The following is a 16,567-nucleotide window of genomic DNA, read 5'->3' as shown; positions in this document are numbered from 1 at the left end:
AGCGCCCGCCGTGCGCGCAGTACGCCGTCGAAGGTCTGTCGGACGCCCTCGCCGACGAGCTCGCCCCGCTCGGCATCAAGGTCACCATGGTCCAGCCCGGTCCCACCGCCACGGCCTTCCTCGACAACCTCGACGTCGCGGCCGCCATCGACGACTACGACCAGACCGTCCGTGAGGTCCAGAAGGCCATCGGCGCACAGCCCGCGTCCGCGTACGCGTCACCGGCGCGCATCGCAGCGGGCATCCGAGCAGCCGCGGACAGCGACGCCCCGCCCCTGCGACTGGCCCTCGGCGTCTTCGGCGCGGACGCCATGCGCGCCGCCCTCACCGCACGCCTGGCCGACCTGGACAGCTGGGCCGGCACGACGCGCGCGGTCGACGCGTGACCCCGGACGTCGGGAGCGGACGGGCCCCGGGCCGACGGCCCGGGGCCCGCGTGTGGAGCGCAGTGCCTACGCGGTGGTGCGGTAGGCGCGGTAGATCGTCTGCTTCAGGGTGTTGCCGTCGGCGTCGGTGAGCACGACGCGCAGCGAGACGGTGCCCGGGCGGGCGGGGTGGCGCAGTTCGAGCCGCTCACGGTCGGTGACCTTGGCCGGCTTCCAGCTCCTGCCGCCGTCGTAGGACACCGAGAACGCCAGCTTGCGGGCGATGCGGGCGGTGGCCGCGCCCTCGACCGTGAACGGGACGGTGAAGGCCCTGCCCGCCCTGGCCGTGCTGGCCGCCTGGAGCTTGGGCGTGAAGCGCACCGCCGACAGGGGCAGCCACGTCATGGTGTCGCCCGAGACGTGGGCGGAGCGGAAGGTCCACTCGGCCGTCACCCGGGTGCTGACCGCGGAGAGCGACGCGGCGCGGGATACGTCCGTGGTGAGCCGGTAGGCCCGCGCCTCGGCGGGCAGGGTGTGCGTGTCGCCGTCCAGGGGCGTGTCCGAGGTGAACACCGGCGTGCCGTCCGCGTACAGCGCGCTCGTGGCCCTGGTGTAGTCGGAGACGCCGACATGGCCCGCGCCGTCGGAGAACAGCGGCACGTAGGCGCTGAAGTCGTCGCCGAGACGGACCGCGCCCGACGCCTCCCCACCCGCGCTGTACAGGTGCGGGCCGAAGACGCCGATGTTGAAGCGCTGCGCGTACGTCCTGCCCGCGGCGTAGGCCCTGGCCCGGGTGACGGTCTGGCCGCCGTCCCACACGGGTTCGCCGTCCGCGCCAGGAGCGCCGTACTGGCCGGTGGCGTACTGCCACTTCACGGCCGGCAGGACGTAGTCGGTGACGGTGCGCGGCAGGGCGCCCTCCTCCGGGTGGAAGTCGAACCAGCTGCCGTTGGGCGTCAGGGGTGCGGCGACGAGGCTGCCGGTCTTGCCCGCGGCGGGCGCGCCGAGGGTGAGCACGAGCTTGGCGAAGTCCCGGCGGCGCAGCTTCGCGGTGAATCCGGAGAGGTCGCCGGTGCGGTTCGAGGCCGGTCGGTAGTTCACCGTGCCGTGGGTCCACGTCCCGTTGTACTGCGCGAACGCCTCGCCTGCGGGAAGCGGTGCCCCGAGCTGCCCGACGCGCAGGTTGCCGAAGCTGCCCATGTCGTAGGTGGAGGTGTAGCCGGATCCGTTGTCGTTGACGCCGAAGTTGAGTGTGGCGTCGGTGTTCTCGGCCGCGCGGTCGGGCACGGTGATCCGGACGGGCCTGGCCTTGCGGGCGTCCATGACCAGGGTGGTGTCCCGGGTCAGCGAGAACTTCGGGTGCAGCAGCAGCGCCAGCTTCCCGTCGCCGGGGTCCGCCCCGGTGGAGACGCGGCCCTCGAGGGCGTAGCGGCCCTTGGGCAGCCGCACCGTGAACTCTCCGTCCGTGGGGTCGGAGCAGTCCCGCCAGATGTCGTTGCCCAGGCCGTACACGCCCGTCTCGGAATCGCCGGTGGGCTTGCCCCCCAGATCGAGGTGCCTGACCGTCAGGTTGTACGACTCCTGCTCGCGGTTCACGCCGATGGCGGTCCGCACGGCGGTCTCCCCGGCCGTCGCGGTCACGGAGCCGCCGAACGTGCCGTCGGCCGAGCCCGCGCGGCTGTCGGCGGTCACCGTGGCGGTCGCGGTGCCGGCCGCCGGGATCGTGAGCCGCTTCGGCGAGACGTCGAACATGCCCTCGGCGGCCGGCTTCCCGTCCTCGCCGAACGCCTCGGTCGCCAGGTCGACGGTGACCGGGCGGTCACCGTCGTTGCGGTAGGTGACCTTCTCGGTGACGGGCTCGTCGTCCGCGTGCGGCCACCGGGCGGTGCCGAAGTCCAGCGAGGTGGGGTTGCTGGTCACGTGCTGACGTATCGCCCGCGCGATGTCGGTGCGGCCGGTGCCCTGCGCGAACGCGGCCAGGTCAGTGGCCGGTGCGGCGGAACCGGTGAGGACGGCCTTGATCCGCCCGCCGGTCCAGTCCGGGTGCTGCTGGGCCAGGATCGCGGCGGCGCCCGCCACATGCGGGGTGGCCATCGACGTACCGCTCATCGACACGTAGGCGTCGGCTGCCGGGTCGCCCTCCACGCCCTCCGCGGCCTTGGCGGCGACGATGTCCACGCCGGGGGCGGTGAGGTCGGGCTTGAGGGAACCGTCGGCGGTCGGGCCCCGGCTGGAGAATTCCGCGATGGCGTCCGCCCGGTCCACTGCGCCCACGGTGAGCGCGGCGGCGGCGCTGCCCGGGGAACCGATCGTGCCCGCGGCGGGGCCGCCGTTGCCCGCGGCGATGACGAAGAGGGTGCCGGAGTCCGCCGACAGCCCGTTCACCGCCTGCTCGACCGGGTCGGTCTCCGGGGTGTCGTCGCTGCCGAGGCTGAGGTTGACCACCTTCGCGCCCTGGGCGACGGCCCACTGCATGCCGGCGATGATGCCGGAGGGGCTGCCCGATCCGTCGTCGCCGAGGACCTTGCCGCTGATGATGCGGGCGCCGGGCGCGACGCCCTTGTACTTCCCGTCCGACCGGGCCCCGGAGCCCGCGACGGTCGAGGCCACATGCGTGCCGTGGCCCACGCGGTCGACGGTGTCCGGGGACTCGGAGAAGTTCACCTGCGCGTCGACGCGGTCCCTCAGGTCCGGGTGCGTCGCGTCCACACCGGTGTCCAGCACGGCGACGGTGACACCGGCGCCGTCGTAACCGGCCGCCCAGGCAGCGGGGGCGCCGATCTGCGCCGTGCTGCGGTCCAGGCTCGCCGTGACCTTGCCGTCGAGCCAGATCTTCTCGACCTTGGCCGAGGTGGCGGTGGCCGACGAACGGGCGCTCGCGCCACTGCCGGTGAGGGTCCGCCAGAGCGCCGCGGCCTCGGACTTGCCGGCCCGCAGGGCGTTGCCGTTGATACTGGGCAGGTCGCGGGTGACGCGGGCGCCGGAGTCCGACAGCGTACGCGCCGCGATGGGACCGCCCTTGGTGTAGGTGACGATGAGCGGCAGGTCGGGCCGTGAGGAGTCGTCGTACCCGAAACCCACCAGCCGCGTCACGTCGAACAGTTGCCGGTCGGCCGTGCCGTCCGCGATCAGCCGTTCGGCGTCGCGCGGTACGGCGTAGGTGTCACCGCCGGCCGCGCGCGATATGCGGAACGCCATGCCTTCCCGGCCCTCGGCGGCCGTGACGCCGACGACCTTGCCGGTGGCGTCCAGCGTCACCTTGTCGCCGGTGACGAGGGTGACCGTCCGTCGTGTGGCGTCGGAACCCGTGCCGAACGCGGCCCCGGGACGCGATCCGGTCCGGGACGCGCCATCGGCCTGCGCGGCCTGGACCACTCCGACCGTTCCGCCCAGCAGGGCCGCGGCGATGGTGATGGCGGTGAAGGGGGCGAACGCCGTAACCGGTGCTCGTCTCTTGTGTGTCAAGGCATGCCTTTCTTACCGGGCACGGCGAAGCGGCCGGTGTCATGTGAAAAGGGCGAAGACCGCGGGAGTCAGACTGCCCATGCGGCCGGGCTCCGCCGGGGGTGATCTGCTCTCATCGGTTCCTCCCCATACGGGCCGGGCCCTGGTCGCGGTCCCCTGTTACCTGTCGGCCCCGTCCGCCGGGTTCCCGATTTCTCCGGACCGGTTTCCACACTCCCTCGGTCCCCCGTGCACACGATCTGCCGCGCACCCTGCCGCAGGCCGCCGACCCTTCCGCCGTGCCTGGCCTTCGGCAGGGTCCCCCGGAGGCCCGGGCGCGGCTCCCCACCGTCAGAGCGGCGTCAGGGTTTGCCGCTGAGCGCGATGGCGGCCTGACCTGCGGGCATAGCCTCATTGCCGGACGCGGGCCCGTGCCCGAGTCGCGCATCTCCCTCGCTCCCGGAGGAACACCATGTGCCTGTACGTGTACGGGGAAGACCCCGAACCCGCCGAAACCGACCCGGCTGGGCTCTTCTACGTCCCCGCCCAGTCGGGTTCCGCCGGCTGCGCGCCCCGCTACTTCACCGCCGACCGGGAGAACGCCGATGGGGCGGTGCCCGGCATCGACGGGGCGGCCGCCGTCGGCGACCTGGCGTCGCCGCCGTCCCGCAGTCGTACATGATGCTGTCCCCCGAGGTGCGACGGCCGACACCACTGCGGCACCGGCCTCCGAACCAACGGCCGGCACATGAACTGGAGCGCCTGGAAGGCCGGCAGCGCGGGCTGACAGCGCGGCCGCGAGCTGCCGTGGATACGGCGAAGGGCCAGTCGCGGCAGCCCGGTCGGGCGCGCTTTCGGCTCACGGATAGGCTGCGTCAACATGACGCGTGCGTGGCTCTTGCCAATGCTGCTCCTGGTCTGCGGCTCGGTTGTCGCGACGGGGCTGGTTCTCGGGGGCAGCCCCGGTGAGGCCGGAGCATTCTTCGTGGGGTTCGTACTGCTCGCGGGCGTGAACTCGCCGCTGGTCTTCCCCAAGGGGATCGGTGCGTCGGAGGCGCAACGCCGGAGCGCGCTCGACGGCCGCCCGGTCGTCTTCTGGCGGCCCGGCTGCAAGTACTGCCTGCGCTTGCGCGTCCGCCTGGGGCGGAGGGCCCGTGAGCTGCGCTGGGTCGACATCTGGCGCGACCCGGCTGGTGCCGCGGCGGTCAGAGCGGCCAACGACGGCAACGAGACCGTGCCGACCGTCGTCGTGGCCGGCCGGCCGCATACGAACCCTGACCCTGATTGGGTGCGCGAACAGCTCGGCCCGCCCGCTTGATCAGCAGCGACGGCTGCGCGGCACGGTCAGAGCCATCTGTTGCGGCGCAGGGCCCGGTAGATGAAGGTGCAGACGAGGGCGATGACGGCGAGAACTGCCGGATAGCCGTAGGGGGATCTCAGCTCGGGCATGTAGTCGAAGTTCATGCCGTAGATGCCGACGACCAAGGTGGGGAGGGCGACGAGGGCCGCCCAGGCGCTGATGCGCCGCATGTCGGCGTTCTGCTGGACGTTGATCTGGGCGATGCTGGCGCCGAGTATGCCGCTGACGAGTTCCTCGAAGGTGACGATCTGCTCGGTGACCCGTTGGTGGTGGTCGGCGACGTCGCGGAAGTAGGCGGGCACCTGGCCCGGTACGTGCGGGATCGGTTGCTCGCCGAGGTGCTGCAGGGCGGGGGCGAGCGGCATCACGGCGCGCTTGAACGCCAGGAGTTCCCGTTTGAGCTGGTAGATGCGTGCGGGGTCGACGGGGAGATCGGGGGAGAAGACCTCGCTCTCCAGGGTGTCGATGTCGTCGTCGAAGGCGTCGGCGACCTCCAGGTAGCGGTCGACGACCAGGTCGGCGACCGCGTGCATGACGGCAGCCGGACCGTAGCCGAGCTGCTGCGGGTCGGCCTGGAGTTGGCGGCGCACGTGGTCGAGGGGCGGAGCGCTGCCGTGGCGGACGGTGATGGCGAAACCGGGGCCGGCGAAGACCATGATCTCGCCGGTGTCGACGATCTTGCTGGTCGCGGTGACCTTGTCGTGGTTGACGTGGACGATGGTCTTCAGGACCAGGAACAGTGTGTCGCCGTAGTGTTCCAGCTTGGGTCGCTGGTGGGCGTGGACGGCATCTTCCACGGCCAGGGGGTGCAGGTCGAAGGCGTCGGCAACCTGCCGGATCTGGTCGGCGGTGGGCTCGTACAGACCGATCCACGCGAACCGCCCGGCTTGTCCGTCCCGCCGCTCCATGAGCGCGTCCAGATCCACCGGGCCGGGTATGCGACGGCCGTCCTCGTACAGAGCGCAGTCCTCGACCGCCGGCGGCAGCCAAGTGCCGTCCGCCCCGTCCTGCTGCGCCATCTGCTGTTCCCGACTCCTTGTGCGAGTTCCCGCACGGCGGCGATCCGTCGTGCGGTTCGTCCGGAGGGCCGGCCGGTTCGTGGCCGCCCGGGCGTCGCGGCACGGCCGGACCTCGTGAAGCGCACGAGCAGGATGGCGCCGACCCTCGATCGCGTGCCTTCCCCGTCCTTCCGCGTGCCCGCGGACGCGAGGTGCAGGCCGGCCTGAAGGCCCCACGGACTCCCTGCCCCCGGGCCGGCCTGCACACGTAGTGACCGGATAGCGCGTCGTCTTGTGACACGGACCGCCCGCGGCCGGCGGTTCGACATGACCGGCGGAAGGCCGTGTGGGGTGCGCCGCGGTCTAATCGCCGACGAACTCCACCGTCTCGGTGAGTGACGCCCGTGCCGGGCGGGGGTGACGTGCGGTGACGTCCTCGAACCCTATGGACATGCCGCAGAAGAGGATGAGCTCGCCCGGGGGAGCGAGGACCTCTGCGACGGTCTTGTGGTACTTCGCCCATGCCATCTGCGCGCAGCTGTGCAGTCCTTCGGTGCGGAGCAGCAGCATGACGGATTGCAGGTACATGCCGACGTCGGACCACTGGGGTCTGCCCATGTCGCGGTCGACGTAGCAGAACAGGGCGGCGGGTGCGCCGAAGCAGTCCCAATTGGCGGCGGCGGCCCTCTGGCGCGCCTCCAGGTCCTGGCGCTGGATCCCGAGGGCGCTGTAGCGCTGCTCCCCGAAGGCGGCCCGGCGCTCGCGGTACGGGGACTGCAGTGCCGGCGGGTACTGCTCGTACTCCGGATCGTCCCAAGCGTCGCCCGCGATCACCCGTTCGCCGGCGCGCTTCTTGAGCTCGGCCAGCGGCCCGCCGGTCACCACGTAGACGTGCCACGGCTGCAGGTTCGACGCGGAGGGGGACCAGGCGGCGGCAGCCAGCACGCGCTCCAGCACCTCGCCTGGGACCTGCCGGTCGGTAAACGCGCGGACTGCCCGTCGGCTCGTGACCGCCTCGTAGACATCCATGACCAACCACCTCCAAGAGCTTTAATTGCATGATTGACAGTTAAAGCAGGCGAAATGTGACACATGGGTGGCGCCTCGTCGTGCGCGGAGCCCGAGACCGCTGCGGCTGCCCTCCGTGGTACCGGCCCGGGTCAAGCCCGGTGTGATAAGTTAATACGAAGGTTCGTTTTTGTTCGGAGGATGGATCCATGCCCAAGGTCACGCCGGAGTACATGGAAGCCCGCCGCCAGCAGATCCTGGACGCGGCGCGCCGCTGCTTCCTGCGCGATGGGTTCCATTCGACGTCCATGCAAGACCTGTTCGCCGAGTCGGGCCTGTCGGCCGGCGCCGTGTACCGGCACTTCGCCAGCAAGAACGAGATGATCACGGCGATCGTCGAGGAGAGCGTGCGCGATGTCCTCGCCATGGTCCAGAGCGTCGCGAGGAATCGGCCCGGCGGTTCCTTCGGGGACCTCATGGCCGACGTCCTGGAAGTCGTGAAGGTCAAGACCGCCGAGCAGAGCATCGCCGGGCTCTCCGTGCTGGCCTGGTCCGAGGCGCTGCGGAACCCTTCGCTGGCCAGGCAACTCGACGATCTGATGGCCCAGATGCGCACGGCGCTGGCCGACGTCATCCGTGAGCACCAGCAGAGCGGCACCCTCCCGCGCGAGGTCGCTCCCGAGGCGATGGCCGCCGCGTTCATGTGCATGCTCCCCGGCTACATCCTCCAGCTGGCGATGGACGACTCCGCGCTGGACGGAGTGCCGGGCGCCCTGCGAGCGCTCTGGCCGGCTCCGGCGACGTCCTGACGCACGGGCCCGCCGCAGGCCTCGTGGCCGCTCCGCGTCCGGATCACGATCCGGACGCGCCACCGCACATCCCCCTCGCCCATGGCCCCGTGTCATCTGCTGCCCGGCATCGGTGGCCCGACGGGGCCACGCCCCCCGTCCCGCATCCGGCTGTGCCGGCACGCCCCGGCGGCGAGCGGGCAGTCCCCTGGCTCCGATGACCGGCCGGTCATCGGAGCCAGGGGACTGCCCACCCCGTATGGTCACGCGGATGCGGGACGCCTCGTCAAAAGACCCATTCGCAGGCGTGGTTGCCCCTCCGCCCGCACCACCCCTCCGCCTGGGCAGGCGACGTCCTCCGCGAACAGCCTTTCGAGTGGGGCGACGTTCCCCGCCCGGGCCGCCACCAGGAAGGTGACGAGGAACCGTTGGTGGTCGGCGGCCGAGACGCTGGCCCGTTTCTGCGCGGCCAGTCGCTTGCGGGCGCGGCTCACCAGTTGGCGCACGTTGACCTGGGACTGCCCGATGACCTCTGCGATCTGCCCGTAGGGGTACTCGAACGCCTCGCGGAGCACGTACGCCGCCCGTTCCGCGGGCGTGAGCCTCTCCATGAGCATCAGCACCGCGACCTTCAGCGCTTCCGCCTTCTCGGTGCCCAGTGCGGGATCGCTCATGGGGTCGATCGACTCCGGCGGCCGGTGGCCGACGTAGTTCTCCCGGCGGACCCTCGCGGATTGCAGCACGTTGATCGTCAGCCTGGTCACCATCGTGGTGAGGAAGGCATCGGGGTTCTGCACCTTGGAGCGGTCGTAGGTCTGCCAGCGGATCCAGGCTTCCTGGAGGACGTCTTCGGCGTCGCCGATGTTGCCGAGCATCCGGTAGGCGATCCCGAACGTGATGTTGCGGACGTCGTGGAACGCCGTTTGTGCGTCCATCAGGTCCTCGGCGCGCTCCGCGGACTTCGACGACATGGTTCTTTTCCTTGCGTTCGGTGCGTTGGCCGGCTGTCGCCGTCTCCCGCGCGGAGGCGAGGACGAGCCGCCTTCCTCATCCGTGGGCGGCGTGCCGGGCGTGCGAGTGCGTGCGGAACACCGGTGCGGGCGTCACGGTCGTCGTGGTTCCGGCCGTGTCCGGGGCGACCGCACTCGTGTCGTCGGCGCCGAGCCGGTCGTCCCCCAAGGTGCCGTTCGCGACCGCGGAGCGTCGTCGGCCCCCGAGGAGGGCTGCGGCCAGGCCCAGGGTGCTCCACAGGGCGAGGACGACGATGTGTCCCGCGGATGCGTTCCCGTCGAAGTACGCCGTGCTGCGCAGAAGGCCCGCGCCGGCACCCGGCGGGAGCCACTGGCCGATTTCGTCCACGGCCTTGGGCAGCAGTTCCGGTGCGGACGTGCTGCCGGAGAAGGGGTTCCCCACGAAGACCATGAGTGCGACGCTGAGTCCGAGCCCGGGGGGACCGATGAGGGTGACCAGGCCGAAGCTGGTCGCGCTGATGGCGAGCAGGGTGAGGGACAGGGCCGCCCAGGTGGCCACGTGCTGGTGCGGCAGGGCACCGAGAAGGCCTTGGGCGATGAGGTAGGCGGCGAGTCCCGTCACGGCGCACGCGGCGACCAGGTCGACCAGCCTGCGGCGTACCGAGACGTGACCGGGTGTCAGCGCGACGAGCGCCGCGATCATGATGCTGCACACGGTGAGCGGGAGAAGGGCCGAAACGAAGACGACGCCGCGCGGGTCGCTCGCGGAGATCGGGACGATGTCGACCGTCTTCACCTTCACCTTGGTGATCTTCTTCGCGGCGGCCTTCTTCGCGGCGGCCTTCTTCGGGGCGGTGGACCGGACGGACGCGCCGCCCGGTGGCGTCGGGTCCTTCGCCGCCGCCTTCGCCGCCTCGTCCGCCAGATGCTGACCGGACGTGGTCAGCAGCTGGGCGACGGGCATGCTCGCGGCGGTGGCCTCCAGCACGGTGACGTGGCCCGGAGTGACGACGAAGGCGCCGTAGATCTCCCGGTGCTTGATCGCTGAGCGCGCCGATGCCTGGTCCGCGTAGAGGTGGAAGTCGAATCCGCCCGGCTTGCCGTGCGTCAGTCCCTCGACCGCCTTCTGGCTGGCCGCGCTGGTGCCGACGACCCCTACGGGTAGATCGCGGGGCGCGATCCGCGACGCGGGCCACGCGAACGCCATCACGGCCAGAGAGATCACCAAGGGCAACGCCAAGGTCGCGATGACGGTCCGGTGCCATGACTGCAGCCCCGTCGATGGCTTTTTCACGCCATGCCTCCACAAAGACGAATGATCATTTTATTTACTGCTCCAGTGTGGGGTTGTCGCGGGAAAACGTCAAGCCGAACATTCGTTTTCTTTTTGTCGCAAAGGTGCCGCACCGGGCGGGACCTGCTCGGCTACGTCTTCCGGACCGTCGTGGTGTCTCCGGCGGGTATCCCGCCGTCGTGGAGGGTGAGGACCAGGTCCCCGTCCGCGCCCAGCAACACCGCGATGGCGCCCACGATCAGCGCGGCACGTCGCCGCAGGCGCGGTAGCGCGGTGAGCGTGCCGCACAGGTGGTGGGCGTGGCCCGCCCGGTCGCCCGGCCCCGTCGCCGGGTCGTCGGCCTCGGTCCCGTCCTCCTCGCTCATCGCCCCGGCCAGTCGGGCAGCAGCCGGGCCGAGCCCTCCAGGTGCACGCGGCACTTCGTGCGGGCCGGGATCGGCAGATCCCACAGACCCGCGAAGAAGTGCACGTCGACGCCGACGGCCGCGGCACGGCCCGAGTCCGCGTCGGCGACGTGCGGGAGCGTGTGCGCGATGTCGAACCGTACGAGGGGGACGACGTCGGTGATGCCGTTGAGCGTGAGTACGGCTATGAGTGCCTGCGGGGCGGTGGTCCCGTCGTGGCCGTGGTTCCGGACCAGCCGGAGCTCCCCCGTGGACCCGGCGAGGTGGCGCCCCACGTCCGTCCGGGGCCACCACGAGCGTCGCGGCCGACCCTCCTCGACGGCGTCCGATATCCGAAACCGCACCAGGCCCCCGGTCGGTCCCTCGGCGTCTTCGCCGACGAGGAAGACTTCCCCCAAGTGCAACGTGAGGTGTGAGGCGGTCCGACCCGGGCGCCGGCTGCGCAGCCAGCCACCGGCCTTCCCGGTGCCATGTCCGCTGTCGGGCGTCGTGCGCGCGACGCCCGGGCGTTCTCCGTCGCCCGGAGGCGAGGGTAGGGGGGAGTGGGGCATGTCGGACTACCTTGGGGGGAGTTGCGAGTGGGGATCCGGGTGGCCCGCCCGGACACGGCGTGCGCCGCTCCGCGCGGAACGTTCGGCGGACACGAGAGCGGTCAACGAGCCGAAGAGCACGATGAGGAGTGCGCCCGCGACGGCGTCGGCGAGATAGTGGTTGCCCGTCGCGACGACCACGAGAGTGGTCAGCACGGGGTAGGCGAGGCCGCAGCCCCGCAGCGTCTTCCGGCGGGAATGCCGGAAGAGGAGCCACCCCGACCACACCGCCCAGCCGACGTGGAGCGACGGCATGGCCGCGTACTCGTTCACGAGGCTGCCGAGCCCCTGCGGCGCGCTGGTCTCGCCGCCCCACCACCCCCAATGCTCGACGTCGGCCACGATGTCGTGGATGCCGCCGTCGCTCAGCAGGCGGGGCGGCGTGGTCGGGAACCGCCAGTACGCGACGAGTGCGGCCAGTGTCACCGTGGCGAGCCAGGTGCGTGCGCCGCGGTAGTGCGTGGGGTGCCTGCGGTGGAGCCATATGAGGACGGCAGGCGTGACGACGTAGTGCAGCGTGGCGTAGCAGTACGCGGCGGCGACGGCCAGGACCGGCAACTGGTGCAGCACCTGATTGAGGGACTGCTCCGGGGCCATGTGCACGGCGTTCTCCCAGCGCTGGATGGTCCGGCCGTTGTTGTCCGCGGTGGCGTCCCAGCCCCGCTGCCGCCCGCGGGTGGTTTCGTAGACCGCGTACAGCACCCCGACCAGCAGCAGTTCCGCCCACCACCGCGGTGCGCGGCTGTTCCGTGGACGCGAGGCGCGGGGAAGCAACCGCCTGACGAAGCGGGCCGTGTTGGCCATCGGACGTCCTCAGGCCATCGCCGCGGGCTGCCGGGCGAGCCAGTCCCGGGTGAGCGAGTAGCCCGCCTGGAGCAGCCGCGGGGTCTCGTGGAAGTCGATGAGGCTGACCACGGGCGTGGTGGCGGCCGGCAGCCGTAGAACCGACCCGCGCACCGCCGCCACGTCCCGGCGTTCCCGCTCCTCCAGCATCTTTCCCACCGCCTGGTAGGCGGCGAGCAGGGCCGTCCGTGCCCGGCGGCCGGTCTGTTCGGAAACGGCGGCGGGCAGGAGGTAGATGGTCGTCGCACCCAGTGCCTCTGCCTGGAGGACGGGGGTGTCCGCCGATACTGCGCCGTCGATGAGGTGACGCTGCCCGACGCGCACAGGGGGGTACAGGCCCGGGACGGCCGCTGAGGCCAGCAGGGCCGATACGGCGTCGCCCCGGGAGAGGACCACCGCAGCGCCGCTCTCCACGTCGGTCGCCACGACGTGCACCGGCACGGCGACGTCTTCGAGGCGGTCGACGCCGTCCCCGGACCTCAGTACCCGCCGCAGCGCGTTGCTCGACACCGCGGCCTCGGCGTGACCCAGCGCGGCCCGGATCACGGTCCATGGCGAAATCGGCGCCACATGCCGCCGCTTGATGGTGAGCCACAGCGTTTCCAGCCGGTCGACGCCCTCGGCGGTCGGGTCGGCCGCGAAAGCGGCGCCGTTGAGCGCGCCGGCCGAGGACCCGACTATGAGATCGGGCGTGATGCCCGCCTGTGTGAGCGCCCGCAAGGCACCGACCTGCGAAGCACAGGGGCTGCCACCGCCCTGGAGCACGAAGGCCACGGTGCCGGGCGGGGTGGGTCCGGTTGGCAAAGGTGAGGCGGGAGCCCCGCCATCCCGCGCAACCCGGCATGCGGTCAGTGCCGACCCCAAGGTGTGCACGGTTTCCACGGCACCTCCACCCTTTCCGAGAACAACCATTCCGTTTTGCGGTGCCCATCCTGTGGCACAAGTGGTCTCACGTCAAGCCGAACATTCGTTTTTTTACTGAGGTGAGGGAAGTGCGCACACCTGCAAGGCGATCCGGCGTGCTTACGTCGCGCCGCTCGTGGGCCGGGCGACGCGCATGGGCAGATCGCCGAACGGCGCGCGCTCGCCCGGGCTCAGTTCGGTGACCATGCACCCGGCCGGTTGCTCGACGGCCGCATGCACCGCGTCGGCAACCCCGGCTCCTTGCGGCGTGACCTCCACGGCCCGCACCCGACGGTCACCACGGATGGGCCTGCGCACGGCCGGTCCTCTGCGTACCCGGCGCGTGCACGACGTACGCGCGCCGGTGCGTCCGGCGCAGCAGTAAGGCGACGGCCAAGGGCGGCCGCTCCGACCCGTGGCCGGCGGACCCGGTCAGTCGCCACGCTCCGCGGTGCCGACCGCCGCAGTGCGGCCGGTCGGCTCGGACCGGCCCGTCACGAACCACTCCGGAGGCGTCATCCGGCCGGTCCCGTAGGCCATGTCGGTGTCCAGGAGGTATCCCCAGCTGGGCAGGTGGTCGTGGACCGCACCCACGGCGAGCGGCCAGCCCTTCGCCTCGTCGCGGCGCCAGTCGGCGATGAGTTCGGCGACCACGCCGAACCACGACTTGATGTGCACTCCGGCCCGCGAGAGGTTCGCCACGACCGCGTCGCGGACGATCTCGCCGGGTGCCTCGGCGCCGGAGGCGTCGATGACGGCATGCACCTCGTAGCCGTCCAGGACCATGTCCAAAGCGGGGAACGACAGGCAGGTGGCGTCGGTGACCCCCGCGATGATGACCTTCTTCCGGCCGGTGGCCTCCAGTGCTTCGCGGAAGGCGGGCCACCGGTAGGCATTGATCACGCCGGGTCGGCGGATGACCTCCGCGTCGGGGAACAGCGAGGCCAGCTCGGGCAGCAGGGCCCCGTTCGGACCCCAGTCGCGGCTGGTGGTGAGGATGACGGGCAGGCCCAGGGTCTTCGCTGCCCGGGCGAGCCCGACGACGTTGTTCTTCGCCGTCTCCGGGGACATGTCGTCGATGAGCTGCATCAGGCCGATCTGGTGGTCGATCAGCAGGACGATCGCGTTGTCCGGGGTGAGACTGTCGTAGGGGCCGGCGTTGGGGGTGTACGGCACGGGAGTTCTTCCTCTTCGTCGATGACGGGTGGGGCCAGGATGGACGTGCGGTTGGCGATGGCGATGGCGATGGCGATGGCTCGTGCAGCGACGAGAGGGGAGTCACGTCAGCGCCCCGCCCGTGGAGCCGCTCGCTCAGCGGACCGAGCGCGCCGCCCGCTCGATGATGTCGGCGACGTCACCCGGGTGGGACACGCTCGGGGCGTGGGACGAGTGGATCACGACCATGTGGGACTCGGCGCGCCTGGCCATGAACATCTGGGCCTCACGCGGGATGTTGAGGTCCTCGCCGGCCACCAGCGTCCAGGAGGGGATCGTCTTCCACGCGGGTTCGCCCGAAGGCTCCTCGAGCGCGGCGACGGTCACGGGGCGCTGGGTGGCCGCCATGAGGTTCGTGGTGTACGGGTGGACGTCCGCGGCGAATTGATGGTGGAACTTGTCCTGGTCGATGTAGAGGTCGACACCCGGGGAGCCGTCGGGCAGGGTGCACGGGACGGGACGCAGCGCGTCGGCGAGCGAGCTGCCCGGGAACCTCCTCGCCAGGTCGTCGGCGCTCTCGTCCTCGTCCGGGATGAAGGCGGCGATGTACACCAGCGCCTTGACCTGGTCGCAGCCGTGGGCGGCATTGGTGATGACGGCACCGCCGTAGGAATGGCCGACGAGGACCACGGGACCGGCGATGCTCGCCAAGAGGCTCCTGATGTGGGCGGCGTCACCGGCCAGTCCGCGCAGCGGATTGGCCGCGGCCACCACCGGGTAGCCGTGTCGCCTCAGCTGCTTGATCACGTCGTTCCAGCTCGAGGAGTCGGCGAATGCGCCGTGGACGAGGACGACCGTCGGCTTGCCGTCCTGCATCGAACCACCCTCCTTTTCCTTCACGGCTTCCGCGGGATCCACGGCCACCGAGAGGAGACCGGCGGTAGCGGACACCGCGGCCATGGGGGAGAGGGGGGTCCTGACGTTCCGGTACTGAGAGGGACGGTTCACAGAAGGCCTTTCATGGCGACGAGCAGATGATCACGGTGTCCTCGCGCGAGGACCGCTCGACGCCCGGGGGCAGGTGTGGGCGGTTTGGCCTCATGCGTTCCTCCAAGCGGGGACTGTCCACAAAGACGACAAGACCGCTTTCCCGCCTGTGACAGCGATTTTGCGCGAGGGCCGCTCAGCAGCCGCGCCGCGGCCGGGAGCCTCGAAAGCCTTCCGGCGACGGGATCCGGACCCTGCCGGAGAGAAGGAGCGGTGCGGCGCCCTCGTCCGTCCACCCGCAGTGGCGGGGACCAGCCGGGCGCGCCGCCTGCCAGACTGATGTCATGAGCAGGCCCCAGACGATCGACGAGTACATCGAGGGCTTCGGCGGCCAGGCCCGCGAGCTGCTGGAGCAGCTGCATGTGCTGGCGCGTGAGACGGTGCCGGAGGCGAACGAGGCGGTCAAATGGGGCCACCCTGCGTGGGTGCACCCGTCGGGAACGATCCTGTTCGTGATCAGCGGCCACGCGAAGCACGCGAACTTCGCGTTCACCCCCAGTACCCGCGAAGCCTTCGACGCCGAACTCACGGATTTCGGAACCGGCAAGGGCACTGTCAGGCTCCCGTACGGGAGCCCGGTGCCGACCGACCTCCTCCGCCGCATGATCGCTCACCGCGTCCGTGAGCACGAGGACGACGGCGTGCTGTGGATGTGACCCCAACGCCGTCTTCGGTGAGCCGACCCGGCAGTGCGTCGGCTCCGCCCTCACGTCCAGGAGGCCGCCACCGGCCGGGACCACTTGAGGCGGAGGTGCGTAGCCCGGGCTGCGAGCGGGCGGCCAGAATCTAGGCATGGACGTCCCCGAGATGCTGGAAGCCGCTTCACTGCTGGTACCTAAAGAGATCGCCACCGAAAACGACATCACGGTGGATGACGTCTGGGACTACCTCATCCACGATGAGTGGGAAATGGCCCTTCACCTACTGGAAGAGCTTGGTGACGTGGGCCCCCTTCCGCTCAGCTTCTGGGAGACCTTGGCGAGTGCTGCCGAACAGATGCACCTGGAGAGGAGCACTGCCTGGTGCCATTGGCGCTGCTATGAAACGAGCAACGGGATCATCCGCGCTGACCTCACCCTCCGACCGGCCAGTGAGGCACGCCGGCAGACGTCCTTCTCCGGAGCCGGGGTCCTGAAACCGATGTGGGACGTCGGCAATCGAAGCCCCTCCGGCCAACCAGCCCTCAATATCGCGGCCATATGGGTGGAGTTCGCCCCCTCGCTGGGGCCAGGGGGGCGAGCCACGATCCGGCTCGCCCCTCTCGACCCGTCGCAGTGGCAACGCGTTCAGCCCGGGCAAGTGCTCACCATGCACGAGGACCGAACAGTGGCCGGGACAGCGGTCCTACTGGAGGTTCAGCGCCCCACGGCAGGCCACGCCCCCTAGGCCGTGTCGTC

18 protein-coding genes are annotated in these 16,567 nt (G+C 70.9%); 6 read left to right on the top strand and 12 right to left on the bottom strand.

Translation table 11 applies throughout. The features are described from left to right. The first annotated feature begins 86 nt into the window (after nt 1-86). Nucleotides 87-386: a Rossmann-fold NAD(P)-binding domain-containing protein gene (locus PV341_RS00355; RefSeq protein ID WP_500329158.1), complete on the top strand. Its 300-nt coding sequence runs from the start codon at nt 87-89 to the stop codon at nt 384-386. Between the two features lie 66 nt (nt 387-452). On the opposite strand, the gene PV341_RS00350 is transcribed toward PV341_RS00355, so the two are convergent. Beyond that, on the bottom strand, nt 453-3,830 hold the full coding sequence (locus tag PV341_RS00350) for a S8 family peptidase (RefSeq protein ID WP_500356288.1): 3,378 nt from the start codon (nt 3,828-3,830) through the stop codon (nt 453-455). A 451-nt stretch (nt 3,831-4,281) separates the two neighbouring features. On the opposite strand from PV341_RS00350, the gene PV341_RS00345 reads away from it, so the two are divergent. Together PV341_RS00345 and PV341_RS00340 are read left to right on the top strand one after the other, a co-directional pair. Next, complete coding sequence (locus tag PV341_RS00345; RefSeq protein WP_500329156.1) at nt 4,282-4,491, top strand: hypothetical protein; 210 nt, start codon at nt 4,282-4,284, stop codon at nt 4,489-4,491. A gap of 198 nt (nt 4,492-4,689) precedes the next feature. After that, a complete protein-coding gene (locus PV341_RS00340; protein WP_500329155.1) occupies nt 4,690-5,127 on the top strand; it encodes a glutaredoxin domain-containing protein in 438 nt (145 codons plus the stop codon). A 26-nt stretch (nt 5,128-5,153) separates the two neighbouring features. Here PV341_RS00340 and PV341_RS00335 read toward each other — a convergent pair whose 3' ends face one another. Together PV341_RS00335 and PV341_RS00330 are read right to left on the bottom strand one after the other, a co-directional pair. Further along, on the bottom strand, nt 5,154-6,188 hold the full coding sequence (locus PV341_RS00335) for a magnesium and cobalt transport protein CorA (RefSeq protein ID WP_500356286.1): 1,035 nt from the start codon (nt 6,186-6,188) through the stop codon (nt 5,154-5,156). A gap of 342 nt (nt 6,189-6,530) precedes the next feature. Continuing rightward, nucleotides 6,531-7,196: a nitroreductase gene (locus tag PV341_RS00330; RefSeq protein ID WP_500329153.1), complete on the bottom strand. Its 666-nt coding sequence runs from the start codon at nt 7,194-7,196 to the stop codon at nt 6,531-6,533. A 188-nt stretch (nt 7,197-7,384) separates the two neighbouring features. Between PV341_RS00330 and PV341_RS00325 the strand changes: the two genes are divergently transcribed. Beyond that, a complete protein-coding gene (locus PV341_RS00325) occupies nt 7,385-7,984 on the top strand; it encodes a TetR/AcrR family transcriptional regulator (RefSeq protein WP_500329152.1) in 600 nt (199 codons plus the stop codon). Between the two features lie 242 nt (nt 7,985-8,226). Here the strand turns inward: PV341_RS00325 and PV341_RS00320 are convergent, their stop codons facing one another. From PV341_RS00320 to PV341_RS00280, 9 genes are all read right to left on the bottom strand, one after another. Then, entirely contained in the window at nt 8,227-8,934 is a 708-nt protein-coding gene (locus PV341_RS00320) for a sigma-70 family RNA polymerase sigma factor (protein WP_500329151.1), read from the bottom strand. Between the two features lie 76 nt (nt 8,935-9,010). Next, complete coding sequence (locus tag PV341_RS00315) at nt 9,011-10,228, bottom strand: ABC transporter permease (protein ID WP_500356284.1); 1,218 nt, start codon at nt 10,226-10,228, stop codon at nt 9,011-9,013. Nucleotides 10,229-10,359: 131 nt separating this feature from the next. After that, nucleotides 10,360-10,593, bottom strand: coding sequence for a hypothetical protein (locus PV341_RS00310; RefSeq protein WP_500329149.1), 234 nt, complete (start codon nt 10,591-10,593; stop codon nt 10,360-10,362). Next, a complete protein-coding gene (locus PV341_RS00305; protein ID WP_500329148.1) occupies nt 10,590-10,907 on the bottom strand; it encodes a hypothetical protein in 318 nt (105 codons plus the stop codon). Before PV341_RS00305 ends, PV341_RS00310 begins: the two co-directional genes overlap by 4 nt. A 282-nt stretch (nt 10,908-11,189) precedes the next feature. After that, the gene (locus PV341_RS00300) at nt 11,190-12,026 is read right to left on the bottom strand and encodes a phosphatase PAP2 family protein (protein WP_500356282.1); all 837 of its coding nucleotides are present in this window, start codon (nt 12,024-12,026) and stop codon (nt 11,190-11,192) included. Nucleotides 12,027-12,035: 9 nt separating this feature from the next. Next, entirely contained in the window at nt 12,036-12,977 is a 942-nt protein-coding gene (locus tag PV341_RS00295; protein ID WP_500329146.1) for a patatin-like phospholipase family protein, read from the bottom strand. A gap of 111 nt (nt 12,978-13,088) precedes the next feature. Then, nucleotides 13,089-13,286 (bottom strand): winged helix DNA-binding protein, encoded by a 198-nt coding sequence (locus PV341_RS00290; RefSeq protein WP_500329145.1) that lies wholly within the window; start codon nt 13,284-13,286, stop codon nt 13,089-13,091. Nucleotides 13,287-13,400: 114 nt separating this feature from the next. Beyond that, nucleotides 13,401-14,144 carry an isochorismatase family protein gene (locus PV341_RS00285; protein WP_500329144.1) on the bottom strand — a complete coding sequence of 248 codons (744 nt, stop codon included), beginning with the start codon at nt 14,142-14,144 and terminating at the stop codon, nt 13,401-13,403. A gap of 135 nt (nt 14,145-14,279) precedes the next feature. Beyond that, the gene (locus PV341_RS00280) at nt 14,280-14,999 is read right to left on the bottom strand and encodes an alpha/beta fold hydrolase (RefSeq protein WP_500356279.1); all 720 of its coding nucleotides are present in this window, start codon (nt 14,997-14,999) and stop codon (nt 14,280-14,282) included. Nucleotides 15,000-15,454: 455 nt separating this feature from the next. On the opposite strand from PV341_RS00280, the gene PV341_RS00275 reads away from it, so the two are divergent. Both PV341_RS00275 and PV341_RS00270 read left to right on the top strand, forming a co-directional pair. Beyond that, entirely contained in the window at nt 15,455-15,826 is a 372-nt protein-coding gene (locus PV341_RS00275) for an iron chaperone (protein WP_500329142.1), read from the top strand. Nucleotides 15,827-15,962: 136 nt separating this feature from the next. After that, nucleotides 15,963-16,556, top strand: a complete 594-nt coding sequence (locus PV341_RS00270; RefSeq protein WP_500356277.1) for a hypothetical protein — start codon at nt 15,963-15,965, stop codon at nt 16,554-16,556. Nucleotides 16,557-16,567: the final 11 nt, after the last annotated feature.

It is taken from the genome of Streptomyces sp. PA03-1a (assembly GCF_033792805.1).
In the GTDB taxonomy this organism is placed as follows: domain Bacteria; phylum Actinomycetota; class Actinomycetes; order Streptomycetales; family Streptomycetaceae; genus Actinacidiphila.
The sequence above is the reverse complement of the archived record's forward strand: the minus strand, read 5'-3'. Positions and strand labels throughout refer to the sequence as shown.

Coding starts and splice junctions, on each gene's coding strand:
- PV341_RS00355 (WP_500329158.1), top strand. CDS start 87: ATGGTCCAGCCCGGTCCCACCGCCACGGCCTTCCTCGACAACCTCGAC.
- PV341_RS00345 (WP_500329156.1), top strand. CDS start 4,282: ATGTGCCTGTACGTGTACGGGGAAGACCCCGAACCCGCCGAAACCGAC.
- PV341_RS00280 (WP_500356279.1), bottom strand. CDS start 14,999: ATGCAGGACGGCAAGCCGACGGTCGTCCTCGTCCACGGCGCATTCGCC.
- PV341_RS00335 (WP_500356286.1), bottom strand. CDS start 6,188: ATGGCGCAGCAGGACGGGGCGGACGGCACTTGGCTGCCGCCGGCGGTC.
- PV341_RS00325 (WP_500329152.1), top strand. CDS start 7,385: ATGCCCAAGGTCACGCCGGAGTACATGGAAGCCCGCCGCCAGCAGATC.
- PV341_RS00320 (WP_500329151.1), bottom strand. CDS start 8,934: ATGTCGTCGAAGTCCGCGGAGCGCGCCGAGGACCTGATGGACGCACAA.
- PV341_RS00340 (WP_500329155.1), top strand. CDS start 4,690: ATGACGCGTGCGTGGCTCTTGCCAATGCTGCTCCTGGTCTGCGGCTCG.
- PV341_RS00310 (WP_500329149.1), bottom strand. CDS start 10,593: ATGAGCGAGGAGGACGGGACCGAGGCCGACGACCCGGCGACGGGGCCG.
- PV341_RS00275 (WP_500329142.1), top strand. CDS start 15,455: ATGAGCAGGCCCCAGACGATCGACGAGTACATCGAGGGCTTCGGCGGC.
- PV341_RS00300 (WP_500356282.1), bottom strand. CDS start 12,026: ATGGCCAACACGGCCCGCTTCGTCAGGCGGTTGCTTCCCCGCGCCTCG.
- PV341_RS00295 (WP_500329146.1), bottom strand. CDS start 12,977: ATGGTTGTTCTCGGAAAGGGTGGAGGTGCCGTGGAAACCGTGCACACC.
- PV341_RS00270 (WP_500356277.1), top strand. CDS start 15,963: ATGGACGTCCCCGAGATGCTGGAAGCCGCTTCACTGCTGGTACCTAAA.
- PV341_RS00330 (WP_500329153.1), bottom strand. CDS start 7,196: ATGGATGTCTACGAGGCGGTCACGAGCCGACGGGCAGTCCGCGCGTTT.